This window comes from Paenibacillus sp. FSL R7-0204 (genome assembly GCF_038002225.1).
Taxonomy (GTDB): Bacteria; Bacillota; Bacilli; order Paenibacillales; family Paenibacillaceae; genus Paenibacillus_AQ.
Genome location: NZ_JBBOCA010000001.1, coordinates 5,749,195 through 5,765,629 on the forward strand (window position 1 = coordinate 5,749,195; position 16,435 = coordinate 5,765,629).

At 48.6% G+C, this 16,435-nt stretch carries 17 protein-coding genes; 6 read left to right on the forward strand and 11 right to left on the reverse strand.

From position 1 onward, the window contains the following. Positions 1-88: 88 nt before the first annotated feature. Both MKX42_RS25180 and MKX42_RS25185 read right to left on the reverse strand, forming a co-directional pair. Positions 89-487, reverse strand: a complete 399-nt coding sequence (locus MKX42_RS25180) for a spore coat protein (RefSeq protein WP_340755497.1) — start codon at positions 485-487, stop codon at positions 89-91. Between the two features lie 36 nt (positions 488-523). Further along, entirely contained in the window at positions 524-757 is a 234-nt protein-coding gene (locus MKX42_RS25185) for a hypothetical protein (RefSeq protein ID WP_340755498.1), read from the reverse strand. Positions 758-945: 188 nt separating this feature from the next. Between MKX42_RS25185 and MKX42_RS25190 the strand changes: the two genes are divergently transcribed. Then, on the forward strand, positions 946-2,184 hold the full coding sequence (locus MKX42_RS25190) for an NAD(P)/FAD-dependent oxidoreductase (RefSeq protein ID WP_340755499.1): 1,239 nt from the start codon (positions 946-948) through the stop codon (positions 2,182-2,184). 83 nt (positions 2,185-2,267) lie between these two features. Here MKX42_RS25190 and MKX42_RS25195 read toward each other — a convergent pair whose 3' ends face one another. The 4 genes from MKX42_RS25195 to MKX42_RS25210 all read right to left on the reverse strand — a co-directional run bounded on the left by MKX42_RS25195 (position 2,268) and on the right by MKX42_RS25210 (position 7,588). After that, positions 2,268-3,827, reverse strand: coding sequence for a flavocytochrome c (locus MKX42_RS25195; protein ID WP_340755500.1), 1,560 nt, complete (start codon positions 3,825-3,827; stop codon positions 2,268-2,270). A 127-nt stretch (positions 3,828-3,954) separates the two neighbouring features. Next, positions 3,955-5,568: a DcuS/MalK family sensor histidine kinase gene (dcuS, locus tag MKX42_RS25200; RefSeq protein WP_340755502.1), complete on the reverse strand. Its 1,614-nt coding sequence runs from the start codon at positions 5,566-5,568 to the stop codon at positions 3,955-3,957. Between the two features lie 204 nt (positions 5,569-5,772). Beyond that, positions 5,773-6,132 (reverse strand): FMN-binding protein, encoded by a 360-nt coding sequence (locus MKX42_RS25205; protein WP_036696731.1) that lies wholly within the window; start codon positions 6,130-6,132, stop codon positions 5,773-5,775. Between the two features lie 25 nt (positions 6,133-6,157). Further along, positions 6,158-7,588 carry a flavocytochrome c gene (locus MKX42_RS25210; protein ID WP_340755503.1) on the reverse strand — a complete coding sequence of 477 codons (1,431 nt, stop codon included), beginning with the start codon at positions 7,586-7,588 and terminating at the stop codon, positions 6,158-6,160. A gap of 184 nt (positions 7,589-7,772) precedes the next feature. Between MKX42_RS25210 and MKX42_RS25215 the strand changes: the two genes are divergently transcribed. Continuing rightward, positions 7,773-8,231, forward strand: a complete 459-nt coding sequence (locus tag MKX42_RS25215; RefSeq protein WP_340755504.1) for a hypothetical protein — start codon at positions 7,773-7,775, stop codon at positions 8,229-8,231. Between the two features lie 144 nt (positions 8,232-8,375). On the opposite strand, the gene MKX42_RS25220 is transcribed toward MKX42_RS25215, so the two are convergent. From MKX42_RS25220 to MKX42_RS25230, 3 genes are all read right to left on the reverse strand, one after another. Then, positions 8,376-8,630 (reverse strand): DUF7660 family protein, encoded by a 255-nt coding sequence (locus MKX42_RS25220; protein ID WP_209991468.1) that lies wholly within the window; start codon positions 8,628-8,630, stop codon positions 8,376-8,378. A gap of 27 nt (positions 8,631-8,657) precedes the next feature. Next, positions 8,658-9,377, reverse strand: a complete 720-nt coding sequence (locus MKX42_RS25225; protein WP_340755506.1) for a response regulator — start codon at positions 9,375-9,377, stop codon at positions 8,658-8,660. Positions 9,378-9,639: 262 nt separating this feature from the next. Continuing rightward, positions 9,640-9,915 carry a hypothetical protein gene (locus MKX42_RS25230; protein ID WP_340755508.1) on the reverse strand — a complete coding sequence of 92 codons (276 nt, stop codon included), beginning with the start codon at positions 9,913-9,915 and terminating at the stop codon, positions 9,640-9,642. A gap of 454 nt (positions 9,916-10,369) precedes the next feature. On the opposite strand from MKX42_RS25230, the gene MKX42_RS25235 reads away from it, so the two are divergent. Both MKX42_RS25235 and MKX42_RS25240 read left to right on the forward strand, forming a co-directional pair. Beyond that, entirely contained in the window at positions 10,370-10,687 is a 318-nt protein-coding gene (locus MKX42_RS25235; protein ID WP_340755510.1) for a transposase, read from the forward strand. A gap of 11 nt (positions 10,688-10,698) precedes the next feature. Beyond that, complete coding sequence (locus MKX42_RS25240; RefSeq protein ID WP_340757806.1) at positions 10,699-11,559, forward strand: IS3 family transposase; 861 nt, start codon at positions 10,699-10,701, stop codon at positions 11,557-11,559. Positions 11,560-11,778: 219 nt separating this feature from the next. Here MKX42_RS25240 and MKX42_RS25245 read toward each other — a convergent pair whose 3' ends face one another. Beyond that, positions 11,779-12,456, reverse strand: a complete 678-nt coding sequence (locus tag MKX42_RS25245; protein WP_340755512.1) for a lactate utilization protein — start codon at positions 12,454-12,456, stop codon at positions 11,779-11,781. A 94-nt stretch (positions 12,457-12,550) separates the two neighbouring features. On the opposite strand from MKX42_RS25245, the gene MKX42_RS25250 reads away from it, so the two are divergent. Next, positions 12,551-13,252 carry a Crp/Fnr family transcriptional regulator gene (locus MKX42_RS25250; RefSeq protein ID WP_340755514.1) on the forward strand — a complete coding sequence of 234 codons (702 nt, stop codon included), beginning with the start codon at positions 12,551-12,553 and terminating at the stop codon, positions 13,250-13,252. A gap of 624 nt (positions 13,253-13,876) precedes the next feature. On the opposite strand, the gene MKX42_RS25255 is transcribed toward MKX42_RS25250, so the two are convergent. Beyond that, positions 13,877-14,278, reverse strand: a complete 402-nt coding sequence (locus tag MKX42_RS25255; RefSeq protein ID WP_340755516.1) for a hypothetical protein — start codon at positions 14,276-14,278, stop codon at positions 13,877-13,879. 754 nt (positions 14,279-15,032) lie between these two features. On the opposite strand from MKX42_RS25255, the gene MKX42_RS25260 reads away from it, so the two are divergent. After that, positions 15,033-16,385: an IS4 family transposase gene (locus tag MKX42_RS25260; RefSeq protein WP_340755062.1), complete on the forward strand. Its 1,353-nt coding sequence runs from the start codon at positions 15,033-15,035 to the stop codon at positions 16,383-16,385. Positions 16,386-16,435: the final 50 nt, after the last annotated feature.

The following is a 16,435-nucleotide window of genomic DNA, read 5'->3' on the forward strand; positions in this document are numbered from 1 at the left end:
AGGCGGGGCTATAGTGCTTGATTCCCTTTGTATTTTATCCTGCATGGCCGGGTAAGCGCTCTAATGCTTCACAGGGCCATCGCGAAGGTTACATATAATAGGAACCGTTATGATGCTGCTGGACGTTCGGCTGATGCTGCGAAACATTCGAGTTCTGGTTATAGGCTCCTGCCCCGCCTGTTTTCTCACGCACGAACTGCTGCAGCTTCTGCTGGGTCTGCTGGGCACTCTGAATCTGCTTGTCCACATCCTGGCGCAGCGCTTTGCCCGGAGGAGTATACATGTTCATTTGCGACATATGCATGTACAGTTCACCCTGAATTCTGAGGGTATCCATAGTCAAATCATTGAATACCCGTCTGACGGCGGGACAATTCGATTCTGTAGCTGCTGTAGTGTACTCGCGGACTGTCCGCTTCAAATCGGCCAAAATCGTGTAGAGTAAATCTTCATCCGCCATAAACGGCGTTCCATTCTGTGCGTACACAGTAAAACCTCCTTCAAAGTTTGTGGGTTCTGCCTGTTATTGCGGCTGTGATGGTGCGTACTGCTGATGCTGATGGAGCAGCTGGACCAGCATATCCATGTGATGGGTATGACTCTGCATCTGCTGGATGCAGATCCCCTGCACGGCAGAGTTCTGAGTGGTTCCGGCTGTAGCCGCGAGCTGCTTAATCAGCAAATCCTCATTGGAAATGGAATCGGTAATGTATTCCAATTCTTTTCCGCTAAGTGCCTGCATTTGGTTAGATTGCATGTTCGGTAGTCCCTCCTTCTGGTTGTTCAAGCGTTCCTTAGTATGCTTCCGGGGGAGGCTGTTTATGTGCCGGAAGGTCCATTCAGCAAGCTTACACTTAATGAATAATCCTTAGGGTCTTGACGAATGAGACTCTGCAATAGCGCAAATAATACTACTCTGAATGACACAAAGGAGCGAACAGATCTATGAAACTCGTCAGCGGGCAACTGCCCTGGGAACACACATTGCCTGAGCCTCCGGTATATCCGGTACTTGCGGAAGATATTACCTGTGACTGCCTGATTGTAGGCGGCGGGATGGGCGGAGCGATGATGTCCTACCGCATGTCTCTCAGTGGAGCAGATACTGTTCTTATCGATAAAAGAACGATCGGCACCGGAAGCTCCCACGCCAATACGGGACTGCTGCAAATCGCCAATGACAAATCACTGACTGCCTGTATGAATACCTTCGGGGAAGAAAACGGCGTGCTGTTCTACAGACTCTGCCAGCAGGCCATGCGTGCGATTCTGGAGCTGCCCGGCAAGCTGGATATCGATCCGCAGATTATTGAACGCAGCAGTCTGCTGTATGCCAGTACGCCGGAAGATGTTGCTATGCTGAAGCTGGAGAATGAGAATCTGGTGAAGCACGGCTTCGATTCGGAATTCTGGGAGGCGGAGAAGATCCACGCCCATTACGCCTTCTCCAAGCCAGGTGCGCTGTATTCCAAAGGAGATGCGGAGACGAATCCGCTGCGGACGGTACACAGCCTGATTCATAAGGCACACTCTGGCGGGGTACGGGTATATGAGCATACCGAAGCCCTTCATTATGAATACAATGCAGACGGCGTGATCTGTCATACCGGGCAGGGCCGGATTTTCGCCAAGAAGGTTGTCTTCGCCATGGGATATGAGACCCAGGAGATGAAGAAGGACCGGGGAGCGGAGCTAATCAACACCTATGCTATTATGACCGAGCCTCTGCCCGGCCTTCCAAAATGGCATGAGCAAAGTCTGCTCTGGGAAACAGCCCGGCCTTATCTGTATTTCAGGACCACTCCAGAAGGCCGGATTATCGCTGGGGGCAAGGATGAGCAGCTCACCAGCGTAGAGCGGCGTGAGGTACGGGTCTTCTCCCAGTGTGAGCGTCTGGTCGAGGAGCTTACGGCCCTTTTCCCGGAACTGCAAGGCATCAAGGCTGAATATTCCTGGGGAGCGGTCTTCGGCTCTACCCGTGACGGACTGCCTTATATGGGAGCGCATCCGGAGTTCCCGCACTGCTACTTCATTGAAGGCTATGGGGGGAACGGCACGGTCTACAGCATGATTGCCGCCGAGCTGCTTGCAGATACGCTGGCCGGCAAGAGCCGCCCGGAGCTGGAGCTGTTCTCGCTGACCCGGTCGGCCAAGCCGTCGCCTTCCCCGGCGATACAGTCTTAGAGCTGCAACACAGAAAGGGATGCCCGCATAGCCTGATGGCTGCGGAGCATCCCTTTTACTTGAGAACAATATAGAATAATAGCTTATTGCGCTTTTACAAATTCAGCCGCCTTAATCCCTGCCTGACGTCCGAAGATAATAATCTCGGCTACCGAGTTACCGCCGATGCGGTTCTCGCCGTGCAGCCCGCCGACCACTTCTCCTGCCGCGAACAGGCCGGTAATCGCCTTGCCCTCTTTGTTCAAGACCTCAGTGTTGGTGTTGATCACCACTCCGCCCATCGTATAGTGAATCCCAGGGCCGATCTGAATCGCATAATACGGAGCACCGGACAGATCATTATCCATACCGGTAGTTCTGCCGAACTCGGCATCCGACTTACTCTTCACCGCACTGTTCCATGTTTCCACGGTGGTCTTAAGTGCAGCGGCCGGAACCTTCATCTGATCCGCCAGTGCCTCGATGGTATCTGCGGTCTTGACTACACCCATCTTGATGTATTGGTCTACCGCCTTGACACGGGATTTCACTCCGGCGTCGAACACGAGATAAGCGGATTTCTCAGGAAGTGTATTAATTGAAGCCGTCACCTTGTCACGGGTATCCATCTCATTGCCGAAGCGCTTGCCCTCAGCAGATACAAGAATAGCCCCTTCTCCCCGGACCGCTTCACCGATCAGGTAGGATTTCTCCTGCTGTACAGTTGGGTGAACCTGAATCTGATCCAGGTCTACGGTAGTTCCGCCGACCTTCTCAATCATGGCAATGCCGTCGCCGGTGCTGCCAATCTGGTTGGTCGTTACCAGCCCTTGCAGATCCGGGCGAACCTTGGCAATCAGTTCCTTGTTGGCACCAAAGCCCCCGGTGGTTACGATAACTGCTGCTGCGCTGATCGTTTTGTCATCGGCCTGGTTGAACAGCACCTTCACGCCGTTCACCTTACCGTCCTGCACCGTAAGCTCCTTCACATCCGCATTGACGAACAGCGGAATTCCCTGCTCCTGAACATTGCGGACAAGTCCTGCTACAAGATATTGTCCCACTGCCGAGCCGTCCTCCGGACGATGGGTACGCTTCTCCTTCATACCGCCGGTAATTGTAATATTGTTCAGGCGGATTCCGATGGAATCGAGCCAGTCAATGGCCCCTGCGGATTGATCCACGAAGAAGTGCAGCAGCTCCTTATTGTTCGTATCATGTCCGCCCTTAAGGGTCTCTTCATAGAACAGTTCGTTGCTGTCTTCGATGCCCTGCTCCTTCTGGAACTTGGTCTGCGAGGCATTCATCCCAGAGGAGGATTTGGTTGTATTGCCGCCGGCTACCGGCATTTTCTCTAAGATAACCGGGTTCATGCCGGCCGCTTTGGCTTCCAGCGCAGCAGACATTCCCGCACCGCCTGCGCCGACGATGACGATATCATATTTATCTTTTAACTGATCGTACGGAGTATAGCTCGCTTCGGATGCTCCCGACACGGCCTCTGCCTTCTCTGTAGGTGCAGTGGTTGCTGCCGGCTCAGTGGCCGTGCTGCCTGCTTCCTTGCTCTCATTCTTGCTGCTGCCCGCATTGTTGTTTCCGCAGCCTGCAATTACCAGCATCACGGAGAGAATGAGGATAAGCGCCGCTGTTAATCTCTTATTCATGTGAGTTGTGCCCCCTTGTGCATATTTTCACAATTATCATAGCGCCAAAGAAGCGGGTTGTGGAACCTTCCGTAAGTTATTAAAGAGTTTTGTAACTAAAGTAAGCGGGCATGTGGACCTTAAATGTTCACATACCCTCCTCCTCCTTCACCTCATAAGGCACATCCACGATAAAATGCGCTCCCGGCCCGCAGCCGACGGCAAGCTCAAGATGGCCCCTGAGTTTGTCTACACTTTTCTTCACCAGATATAGGCCGATTCCCCGCTGTTCACCCTTGGAGGAGTAACCCTGAACGAAGATCTTCTCCCCCAGGCCCGCCGGAATTCCCGGACCGTTGTCGCTTACCTCGCATAGCAGCCGCTCCTCTTCATATTGAAAAGCAAGCTCCACCCGCTTCACGGGTTGCTCGCGGAGCTCCCCCAGCGCCTCCAGAGCATTATCCAGCAGATTGCCGGCAATCGTAATCAGCTCATGAATTACCTGCGGATCGGCAGGCTCCGGCAGATAGCTGTCTCCGGTCAACAGCAGCTCGATTCCCGCTTCGCGCGCCCTGCTCAGCTTCCCCAGCAGAAATCCGGCCATCACCGGGTCCTTGATCTGTCTCGTGATCGACCCGATCTCCTTCTGGTAATTGCTTACCGTTCCCAGAATATATTGCTGCAGCTCATCATACAGACCCATATGCGTCATGCCCATAATGACATGCAGCTTGTTCATGAACTCATGGGCACCGGAGCGCAGCGCTTCTGCATAGACCGAGACTCCCGACAGCTTCTCCGCCAGCACAGCCAGCTCGGTTTCATCCCGGAAGGTAGCAATCGCGCCAACGATGTTCCCGTTCACCCGGACTGGCAGGCTGTTCACCAAAAGAGAGCTGTCTCCCAGCTCTAGCTCCCGGTCCTGTATCCCCTCTCCCTCAGCCAATACCCGCTCCAGACCCAGCTCCGGCCAAAACTCGGCAATCTGCCGGTTCATCGCACTCCCGCCAATCCCCGCTGCCCTCAGAAGCCGCTGCGCCTCCATATTAAGGATGGTAATCCGCGCCTCCTGATCTACGGCAATAATTCCCTCGCGCGTGGATTCCAGCATCGCACTGCGTTCCTGGAGCAGCTTGGAGATGTCCTCCGGCTCCATCCCGAACACCATCCGCTTGATCCGGGCTGCGAGGATGAATGCTCCTCCCGCTCCAAGCAAGGCTCCCGAGACCAGAATCGCAATAATCGTCCACTCATTCAGCAGGACCAGCCGCTCGACCCGCTCCAGGGACAGACCGGCAATGACCACTCCCACCTGATGCCCCCGGTTGTTATAGACCGGCACGAAGCCGCGCAGGGATCTGCCGAGCGGCCCGGCCCCTTCGGAGATGCTCTCCCCTCCGCGCAGCGATATCTCCTGGCCGCCTCCCGCAAAGGGCAGACCGACCAGCGAGGCATCCGGATGGGAATAGCGGATTCCCTTCATATCTGTCACTACCACGAACATAATATCATTACGGCGGGCGATTCTTGAGGTGTAGTCCTGAATCTCCTTGCTGTTGCCTTCACTGAGTCCCTCCGAGACCAGCGGAATAAGGGCGATGGTACGGGCAATCGTAATCGCCTTATCCTCCAGTGCCTGCCGGGTCTGCGGAATAATCTGATTGCGGAAAATAAAATATAAAATCAGCAATACCAGCAGGACAACGGCAGACACCATGACGGCAATCATTGTGCGCAGACTGTAGCTTTTTTTCCTGGCCACTGGTGCGAAGACCTCCCTTCATGTCCCATATTCCTATACCATTCGAACTATATTAGTTGAACCTGAATTTGTAAAGCTACTCCCGGGGATCGCTTCTGGGGAATAGAAGAATGAAGCAAGCCCAGCCGTTCTGCCGGAGACAGGAGGACTGGGCTTGCTGGAATGAAATTTTCACAACTCTTGTATAAGTAATTCGATGATAGCTTACTGCTTCTTGGCCTGTTCCAGTGCCTGGGTCACCGCTTCAATAATCCCGCCGCTGGAGCCGGAAGCCCCGGAGAGGGCATCTACGCCTTCTGTGGTTTGCTTTTCAATAATTTCAGGAATCGTATTCTCCACAGCCGCATCGATCATCGCCTGCGTCTCCTTGTGCTCCTCTACGGTAATGGCGTCGATCTTCTCATCCTTGATTTCTACCGCCACTTTAATATCACTCTTAACCCCTTTGCCTGTTCCATCATATGTCCCGTCCACATACTTGCCGGAAGATGAAGAGCATCCCGCCGTAAGTACTGTTGCAGCCGCAAGGGCAGAGAACAGCAAGGTTTTTGTCCACTTGTGCATGAGTAATTCCTCCTTCTGAAAGTTCCTATTTCTTAAGTGCCTTCACAGCTTCATCTGCTGCAATCCGCCCAAAGGTAGTGATGTCTGCCAGTGCATTCCCGCCCAGACGGTTAGCGCCGTGTACCCCGCCGGTTACTTCGCCCGCAGCATACAGCCCGGCAATGACCTGACCCTTGGTATCCAGCACCTGAGCCTGAGTGTTAATCGCTACTCCGCCCATAGTATGGTGGATTCCTGGTGTTACCTGAATTGCATAATACTTACCCTTTTCAAAAGACAGCTTAAGATCCGGCCGTTCAAACTCTGTATCCTTACCGGAAGCAACGAAGCCATTATACGTATTCAGTGTATCTGCCAGTGCTTTGCCGTCTACACCAATCTGTGCCGCCAATTCTTCAGGTGTTGCCGCTTCTTTGACTAGATCCATTCCAAAGTAAACCTCAGTTGCCTTCAGGTTCGCACGCAGCTCATCATTGAAGATCAGGTAAGCTACTTTACCGGATTGGGCCAGAATATTCTGGGACACGACATCGCGGGTCAGCAGTTCATTCGTGAATCGCTTGCCTTCGCTATTGACCAGAATCGCACCGTCTCCGCGTACCCCTTCCGTGATCAGCACGCCTTGATTCGGAATGGTGGTCGGATGAATCTGAATCTCCTTCATGTCTACCAGCTTGGCACCGATCTTCTCTGCCATCGTTGTACCATCGCCGGTTGCGCCCGGATGGTTAGTGGTGGAGAACCCTTCCAGCTTCGGCTGGTACCCCTTGATCATGTCCATATTGGCTCCAAAACCGCCGGCCGCCAGAATAACGGAATTCGCACTGATCGTGTACTGCTTGCCATCCTTATCCGTCACCTTCACTCCGGTAACCACGCCGTCCTTATTCTTGACGATCTCATCGGCAGTCGTCCGCAGACGCACATCAATTTTGTACTCCTCCAGCTTCTTCTTCAGCGCGACTACGATGAAATTCCCTGCCGCTTCTCCGCCTGCCGGACGGTGAATCCGGTTCACGCTTGCCCCGCCTGCGCGTCCCACCTCAGACAGCTCGGCTCCATTTTCCTTCAACCACTCCACCGAAGCCGCCGCGCCGTTCGTAAGCGTTCTGACCAGATCCGGGTTATTGAGATTCTTGCCGCCCTTCATGGTATCCTCGAAATGCAGCTCCGGACTGTCTGTAATGCCAGCCGCTGCCTGATAAGGTGTTCCTGCCGCATTCAATCCGCCTTCTGCACGGACGGTGTTGCCTCCAAGCATAGGCATTTTTTCGATCAATATCACTTTGGCTCCCTGATTATGCGCTTCAATGGCAGCAGTCATTCCCGCACCGCCGCCGCCGATAATAACAATGTCCGTAGACTCCCCTTTGGTGCTGTTACATGCAGGCAATACCACCAGACTTGCCAGCAGCAGCCCCTTGCCCAGCAGACTTCCCCATCTCTTTCTGTTCATTCTGTTCTCCTCCAATTGTAATTGTGCATATTTTCACAATCATCATAACCTGAAGGAGCCCTGACAAGAATATTTAGTAATTAAAGAAATGATAAAGTAAATAAAGGTAGTGAATTTGCTTGAATGTGTTTATAGATTTATAATTGGAGCTTATACAACCGTATCACTAGGAGGAGCAGAAACTATGGAAAAAAGCGAAAAATATTGGCTGGCCGGTGCTGTTCTGGCAGCAGCCGGTGTCTCCCTGATGAGCTACACCGCGAGCCGCTATACTTCATTCAAAAGAGTAGTTACCCGAACCGTCCAACTGGAAGATATCGCCGCTCTGGAAATTACCCGCCTGTCTTCTGTTCCCGGTGAACAGAAGGACGTTGTGCTTACCGAGCCGGAAGCGATTAAGCGAATCTACGATGATTTCTCCGGCGTCCGCCTGATGAAATCCGCCCGCAATGTGAGCACAGACAACAAGTACAGCTATTACATTACCATCGTCCAGGCCGACCGGAAGCAGCGGTTCGACATTATTTTGAAGGGCAAGCATCACATGATTATCTATGACAATGACATGAACAACCCGCACCTGGTAGCCTATAAAATCATTAACGAGTTCAGTCCGCTGGCTCTGCAGGGGGCCTTCGAGTGATGCTGCGTATGCTTATGTATGGCATAGCTTAATAGCTTAATTAACCTTCACAGCTACTGTGATGGCTATATGGAGTCATGGAACGCCTGGGGCAGCCTCGGGACACCTTGACTCCGTTTTATTGATGCGGCTAGCTCCTTCCGCTCATTCGTATATTTTTCCGGCATACAGTATGCCTGCGATGAAGCTCCAGTCGATATTCTGCGGCGCGGGCCGCTTCAGATTCTCATAATATCCATCCATATCCTCTACCCAGGACTGAACTCCTTCCAGATACAGCTCCACACTGCCATTCTCCCATTCGCCCGGATTCGCGCTGTAATCCTTAGCCAGCAGGCCAAGGAATGCTGTGAAGTCCTCCCTGCTTCTAACCTTCTTCAGTGCTTCATGCAATTCCATGCTCCAGCTCCTCCCGCCCTTAGCTGCTTATAGATATTTACGGATAAGCTCATACCCTTCAGGTCTCACCTTATACATATACACCGGCCTGCCTACCGCCCCGTAGCTAAGCTCCATTTCCAGAATACCTGCCTCCGTCAGAAAAGCCAGATATTTGCGGACCGAGATCCGCGAGATGGGCGCATTGCTGCTAATATCCTCGGTGGAGAACACCGGGCTCTCCAGCCGGTTAATCGTGCTCCAGATGCTCTCCAGCGTGCCTTCGGCAAGTCCCTTGGGCAGCGGCAGGGCAGCGTTCTTATCCTCTTCCGTCCCGAGCGAATGCCGCAGCAGCTTATCCAGCTGCTCCTGGCTGAGATGCTCCTTGTGCATCAGCTTATAATCTTCACGATACGCCGACAAGGCCGCCTGAAACCGGGCAAACTCAAACGGCTTGATCAAATAATCCACGGCCCCGTTCTGCAGTGCTTTGCGGATGCTGGCATTGTCACTGGCGGCGGAGATTACAATGATATCCACCTTGCTCCCCTGCTCCCGCAGCGCAGAGAGCAGCTGCAGCCCGCTGACCCGCGGCATATAAATATCCAGCAGCACCAGATCTACCTGCTGCTCCTCCAGCATAGTTCTCGCTTCCTCCCCTGTCGCCGCCCAGCCCGCATACTCAAAGCCCGGAACCTGCTCCAGATAATGCCGGTTAAACTTCGCCACCATTGGGTCATCTTCAACGATTAGTACTTTAATGTTCATGGGTTCTCCTTGTCTTTTGTGCAATTACAGTATATTGATTGAACTAATGATTTTAGGTTAGGGTTTGGCCGTGACTCCAGAGAAGTTTTGGACTTCCGGCCGCTGTTGTCCCCAGATTTCTTGATTTTATACGCTCTTAGCGGTAGAAATCCGGTGACAAAGGCGGTCGCTACCGCTCCTCCAGTTCCAAAATTCCCCTCCGCCACTTCCCCTTAACTTAAATATCCAAGTTCAATTGATACGGATTGAAGGTAAATCATTTTCACATAAGTATCCCTAATGTTCTTTTAATAGAATTCTCCACATTTTCTACCCCATATGTTTTTACTACAGTATTTCCGTCAAACACATAAATTCTTTCACATACACTACATCTCCAAACATCGTTTCGAGGAGACGGTATTGTAACGGGATCAATCAAGTCCCCTATATTAATAATATCGTCCCATTCTCTATCTGTAAAAACTATCAATTCTACGTCATTAGGTGCGTCTGAATTTGAAAGCACAGCACCACATTTACATTGGAATCTTGCCATCAAGCTCCTCCTACTCTTTTTATCTGTCGGTTAATATTGTAATCTTAAACTTTCGAAAATAGAAGGCGGAACGAAGTGACAAGGCTTATCCCAAACGTTATCAGTGAAAAAAGAGAACAAAAAAAACACCAATTCGAGAAATCATTCGAACGGTGCGTTAGAAAAATGACCCTAGTCCAGTGTCAGATTTAAAAGGGTGGATAAGCTTGTCAAACTCAGGGGTTCGTGTAATGAAACCCTATCATCCCAAAAAAGCTAACGGACCGAAGAGACCTTATCCCCACGAGAACGACACCTTTTGCAGCGTAACGGACTCAGTGGACCTTATCGTCTTTCTGCGAGACGTTTTGGAGCTGAATTGCAGGGAATAAGGTCCTTGCTGCAATTAGAATAAAAGGTGGACGCCACGTTAAGAGACACTGGATAATAACCTTAATGAAGGAAGGTGTCTAATGTGGGGGAACGACGTCAACGATACAATGAAGAATTCAAGAAGCAGACGGTGAAATATGTGCAAGAGCAGACCAAGAGCATTGGGGATATCTGTGAGGAGCTGAATATTCCCAAGAGTACGATTCATCAATGGATCTCTCAGTACCGCCAATTCGACCAGGAAGCCATTCACCACCCGGAGAAAATGCGTCAGATCGAACAGACGCTTAAGGATGCCGAAGCGGAGAATCGCCGCAAAGAACGTGAAATCGAGGATCTGAAAGAAGAGCTGGCCATTCTAAAAAAGGCGCTGCACATCTTCAGCAAAGAAAAGAACTAAGGTTCCAGTTCATCGAAGATCACCGCTCGGATTTTCGATTGGAGAAGATGTGCAAGGTCCTAAAGGTATCCCGGAGCGGGTACTACAAATGGCGTGCGGCAGAGCCGCCGGTACGCCTCGAGCGAAAAGAGAAGCTGATTCAGCGTATTCGGTGGCATCATCAGGATTCAGGGGGCACCTACGGCAGCCCGAGGATTCATCGGGAACTCCAAAAGGAAGGCTGGAAGGTCTCCGAGCGTACCGTCGGCCTCTTCATGCGCGAGCAAGGGATACGCTCGTGTATGGCCCGTAAATACCGGGTTACGACCACGGACTCGAATCACGATCTGCCGATCGCGCCCAATGAACTCCAGCAAGACTTTTCGGCCACAAGACCAAATGAAAAATGGGTGGCCGATATTACGTACATTCCATGTCGTCAAGGCAAGCTCTATCTGGCGAGTATTCTGGATCTGTATACGAAACAAATTGTCGGATGGAAGCTCAGTGACCGGATGACCACGGATTTGGTTCTGGACGCCCTCCAGCAGGCCTACAAGGCGAAAAAGCCTAGGAAGGGCCTTATACACCACTCCGACAGGGGATCTCAGTATGCCTCCAAGAACTACCGGAAACAACTCCAAACCTATCGTATGAAAGCGAGTATGAGCCGCAGGGGCAACTGCTACGATAATGCTTGTATAGAAGCGTTCCACAGCATTCTGAAGCGCGAGTTGATCTACAGTCATCCGAAGTTTAAAACCAAGGAAGAGGCCTACCAAAAGCTGTACTGGTATTTAGAGTTATTTTACAACCGTAAGCGTTCCAACAGTACTCTGGGATACATGTCGCCAGTGCGTTTTGAGCAACTTTACTACCAGACAGTCGTTTAATTGGGCGCCCACTTTATTGACAGAAGAGCATGCGGTCCGCTAATCGCCCTAGTGACGACTTTCTTCCCGGATAAGAGCCCCTGTGTCCGTTACGCTAAGCAAAACGCCCCCAAATAACAACCGTCTATTGAAATTATGTAATTTGAAGGGTGATTTATTCTACTCCACTATTTTAAATCTGATGAGGTACTAGGATTCATGTGCATTTAATATAATTATTCAAAATCCCAATGATTCGCCCACAAGGATAACCTTTATTCTTCCCGCTGTTTTACACATTCTTGTTTCGACGATGTAAGAACAGATACAATCCTCTGATTTACAATCTGCACAAGCACCATTGATTAGGCAGGGCGTTTTTTGCGGTGAATGTAAAAATGGGCTGGACGAACTCGAAAGACGGTTTGCGTTAATGGGAGCGGCATAGGTTCTGGCTCTGATCACTGCATCTTCAGCGGTCTTGCACACCTTATTCATCCCCACGACAGCAACCACACTTCTCGGTCCAAAAGTAACCGCTGCCGCCCGATTGCCCACACTGTCGATATTGACCAGTATCCCATCTTCACTAACCGCGTTGAAGCTGGTTAAATAGGTGTCGCACAAAAGAGATTGGCGCATGAGGTCATAACGTTCCTCCATTGTCTGCGCTGTATCACGATCAATGACTGCATAGTTGCTTTGGCGTACCCGGTCAAGAAGCCCGATTTCCTCAAGCGTGACTGAACCGCCCCAAGATACCGAAGACTGTTCCGGAATTAAGGATAGCGCCTTTTCCGCAGCTTCTATGGCGTTGTCACAGTAATAGGCCTCAAATTTTCTGCTTTGCAGATTTTTCATAACCTTGGAGGCTAACAGCCGGTTTCTCGCTTTGATTGAATCTTCTTTCGTTTGCATTGCTCTTCCTCCGTTCTGACGTTAGACAAGGTGGCTAAACTTCGTGTGTATGTATGATTAATATAGTATAGTGGAAATAAAAAGGATGTTGCACATGCAACGCGAAGCCGCTCAGAATAACTTAGAGTCCATATGTCAATCACGTTTATTTTCAGGGATTTCCCCTGATGATATTCCCCAAATGCTAAAATGTCTGTCAGCTACACGGAAAGAATATGTAAAAGATGAGATGGTTGTCCGTGAGGGCGATTACGTTGATGATGTCGGCATCATATTGCAGGGCCTCGCTCAAAGCACGAAATTGAGCCCCGCGGGAAAACAAATTATTGTATCCCTCCATTATCCGGGTGGATATACCGCTGTTCTAACAGCAGCCAGCCGTGGAAGAAGATGCCCGATGTCAGTAAAGGCCATAGAACCGCTTGAGGTGCTGTTTATTCCTATCCAAAACATATTGAGTCCTTGCACGAAGTTATGTATGGCACACGAACACTTACTTGGCAATCTTTTCGATAGTATCGCAGAACGTGCGTTAGAACTGCATGACCGGAACGATTGTCTGATTATGCCGACTATTCGGGATAAGGTTTTAACTTACTTAACAAGAGTTAGGCGTGAAGCTGGAACCGCAGCTTTTACGATACCCTTTGATCGAGAAGCCATGGCCGAGTATCTTGACGTAGACCGCAGCGCCCTTTCCAGAGAGTTGGCATGGATGAAGCGGGATGGCTTGATTGAGTTCTGTAGAAATGAATTTAGGCTGTTGGGAAAAGCAGTAAAAAAGGATTTTCGCTAACGCAAGCAGGGCTGGTGTCTTCGCTTATGTGGGGGTTGGTGCTCGAAATCGACGGACAAGAATGTGGATATTCGTTAACTCTGGTTTTTCGCATAATTGGGCTTTTTTTGATACATCGCTGAAAGCTCTCCCGAATCATACGCATATCGAATGAAAGATTTCGTTATATTGTTTTGTACTTACATCAAATGCTAATAAAAGTTCGATCTCGATACGATGTTTGGAGAGATATTGAATGTGAAAGAGTTTATATATTTGACGAGAATACTGTAGTAAAAGCAAAGCATAAGGTTAGAAAATTTATAAACAGATTTGTATTGAAATCTTGCCATTGAATTTTTTCCTATTCTAATATTGGTGAGGATTTCTACATTTTACTGCAAACAGTCTAATTATTCACAACTGGTTTATGCATTTGATCTTCCTACGCCCCCTATAAAAACTCAGTAATAAAGAAGGTGAGTCTCATTTTATTTACATAGAATAAAAGAAACCTTGAATGGTTACAACCATTCAAGGTCAAAAGCTAATCAAGATCAGTAACGACCTAATTTAAAAATTAATGCCTTAATTCAAAGAAGCTAAGCAATGCTATTATACATCAGAATTTGAAATTATATAATTTTATAATTCTTCTAGTGAGACAGCTTCTATTGAACTGCAGTAAAATTCAATAAAATTGTAACCATCATTTTCGCCATACCCACTATCATCATGAACATGATATCTTTGACTTGATTCCCATCCTAACTCTTTTTTATCATGTACTATTAAACTTCTAGTCAAATAAAGATTTGTTATTTTTCTTATACTAAGTTCTGAAACATTAAAATATTTGATCTTCAATTTAAATCTCTGACCTGTTTTAATAACTTGAACATGAAAGGAAAGAATCAATAAAGCTATACAATTTTCTTCATAATCATAGTCCACAACATAATCAATTCCGATTACTTCCTTAAATATCCAACCACCAAGGTCATTTAAATTATTTGTTATAATGTCGAAATTTTTAATATTATTCACCATATATTCCTCCCTCATTGACCAATAAACTTAATCTTGTTTGTTTCTATATCTATTACACCTTCTCTCAGCCTACCTGTAGAAAAGTCCATAAAATATTTAATTTCGGTTTTAATACTTTTTTCCAGCATCCTGATAAATAAATTCATGCCACTGCTTCCGTCCATCTCAAGAATCACGTGCTGACGGTCATATGCATAATTCATTTCCTTTGCTATATTCCCTGCTTTAGCACTTCTTACCGTTTTCTTTACCCGTTAGCCGTTCACTGGCTAAGCTCGTTGCCATTTTTATCGAAAAGATAATTAAGGTTAGCAAGCGATTGTTCAAATCATACGTGTAGGCTTCTTTAAGGCTATCATCATACTGTACCATTGTCTGGTTTCCATATTAGTCCATAAATTTTCCAAGTTTCGTCCCTATATTTCCACAGATACACCGTGGTTTGGATAGAGAAACAGATCAATTACGGCAGTACCTAACCATAATCGACCTGTTTGATGTAACAATATAACGTTATTTAGGAATTAAATTCAAAATTTTTGTACGTGCAATAGAAATGAAGAATTTATTTTTAATAATGAATGGGTTATATATATTATTTACTCAACTTTCGCACCTGGAATATTGTCATAAACCGTTGAGGGCGTAAGAAGGATTCAATATATTGGTCTCTATTGACAAAAAACACCTTCTTGTTTGGTATCATGGAAGTGTCGAATCAACCATGCCAACAAGAAAGGTGCGTAACACTATGGTACAACAACATTCCCTGTCTGAACAGTCTCGCTTTTCCAAACTTTTTGCTTCGCTCCACATCGGGAAAGCCTTACGGCACGCAGGCATTTCCAAATCCTTTGGTCTTTCGAGTCTAGCGGTTTTTCAAATCGTTTTCTCTTTGGTCTTCGAAGGAAAGAACTGGTTTCGACTTCTGGAAAGTGACCGTAGAGCAGATCTTCCCGGCAAAGATGTCATCTATCGATTTTTGAATCAAGCTTCTTTTGCGTGGCGGCGCTTTTTGCAAACCTTAAGTCTTCGCACCGTGCAGGGTTTCGAATCGCTTATTTCATCTACGCGTGTACGAGTGTTCATCATCGACGATTCCGTTTTGAGCCGAAACCGGAGCAAAAAAGCAGAGTTACTGGCACGAGTCTTTGACCATTCCACGGGCAAATTTACCAAAGGTTACACCATGCTAACCCTGGGCTGGTCGGACGGTTTTAGCTTCGCTCCGCTTGACTTTGCCATGCTGTCTTCAGCTAAACTGGCCAATCGGTTGTGCGAAATGGCTTCGAATCTCTCGAAACGCAGCAACGGGTACAAACGTCGAATGGAGGCCTTTTCTCGGAAGCCGGATGCCGTTGTTGCCTTGCTGGAACGGGCTTTACGTGCAGGATTCACCGCCGATTACGTACTCATGGATAGCTGGTTTACGCAAGCTCCACTGCTTCGTCAGCTCACAGGCAAAGGCCTCGCTGTGATTGGTATGGTCAAGGAAATGAAACAGCGCTATCTGGTTCAAGGCAAGCGAATGACGCTAAGTGAAGTTTTTCAAAGCCTTCCGAAGTCCAATTCAAAAGACATCAAAGGCTCCGTCATCGTACACACGACCTGTGATCTGCCCGTGAAGCTTGTTTTTGTCCGTAACCGGAATAAAAAACGGGAATGGCTGGCGATTTTAAGTACAGACGTAACGCTGGATGCTGCTGAAATTGTACGAATCTACGGTATGCGCTGGAGTATAGAGACTTTTTTCAAAGTCACCAAAAGCTATTTGAAACTGGGTACCGAATTTCAAGGCCGTTCCTTCGACCAATTGATCAGTCACACAACGATTGTGTTCAGCCGTTATTTGGCAATGGAATACGAACGGCGTCAATCGAGTGATGACCGGACACTGGGAGGACTCTTTTTCCTCTTTGCAGATGAAGTTCGCGATCTGGACTTCCAGACCGCGCTTCAGCAACTCATGAGTTTATTTCTCGAAATGTCAGAGGCCAAAACCAAGAAGAACAAAACAGCTGTTTTTTGTCAACTACAAGATTGGATCTCTAGTTTACCCAGCTATATCAAGGGTTTGTTTGGAGATTTGTGCTGCGAAAGTTGAGTTATTTATTAAATATTTGATGCTTTCCGCATTACGAGTCCTCAAACAAA

Excerpts from the sequence above, each read along its gene's own strand:
- MKX42_RS25215 (WP_340755504.1), top strand. The coding sequence starts at position 7,773 with ATGGAAAAAAGCGAAAAATATTGGCTGGCCGGTGCTGTTCTGGCAGCA.
- MKX42_RS25185 (WP_340755498.1), bottom strand. The coding sequence starts at position 757 with ATGCAATCTAACCAAATGCAGGCACTTAGCGGAAAAGAATTGGAATAC.
- MKX42_RS25250 (WP_340755514.1), top strand. The coding sequence starts at position 12,551 with ATGCAACGCGAAGCCGCTCAGAATAACTTAGAGTCCATATGTCAATCA.
- MKX42_RS25210 (WP_340755503.1), bottom strand. The coding sequence starts at position 7,588 with ATGAACAGAAAGAGATGGGGAAGTCTGCTGGGCAAGGGGCTGCTGCTG.
- MKX42_RS25190 (WP_340755499.1), top strand. The coding sequence starts at position 946 with ATGAAACTCGTCAGCGGGCAACTGCCCTGGGAACACACATTGCCTGAG.
- MKX42_RS25230 (WP_340755508.1), bottom strand. The coding sequence starts at position 9,915 with ATGGCAAGATTCCAATGTAAATGTGGTGCTGTGCTTTCAAATTCAGAC.
- MKX42_RS25260 (WP_340755062.1), top strand. The coding sequence starts at position 15,033 with ATGGTACAACAACATTCCCTGTCTGAACAGTCTCGCTTTTCCAAACTT.
- MKX42_RS25225 (WP_340755506.1), bottom strand. The coding sequence starts at position 9,377 with ATGAACATTAAAGTACTAATCGTTGAAGATGACCCAATGGTGGCGAAG.
- MKX42_RS25245 (WP_340755512.1), bottom strand. The coding sequence starts at position 12,456 with ATGCAAACGAAAGAAGATTCAATCAAAGCGAGAAACCGGCTGTTAGCC.
- MKX42_RS25195 (WP_340755500.1), bottom strand. The coding sequence starts at position 3,827 with ATGAATAAGAGATTAACAGCGGCGCTTATCCTCATTCTCTCCGTGATG.
- MKX42_RS25205 (WP_036696731.1), bottom strand. The coding sequence starts at position 6,132 with ATGCACAAGTGGACAAAAACCTTGCTGTTCTCTGCCCTTGCGGCTGCA.
- MKX42_RS25220 (WP_209991468.1), bottom strand. The coding sequence starts at position 8,630 with ATGGAATTGCATGAAGCACTGAAGAAGGTTAGAAGCAGGGAGGACTTC.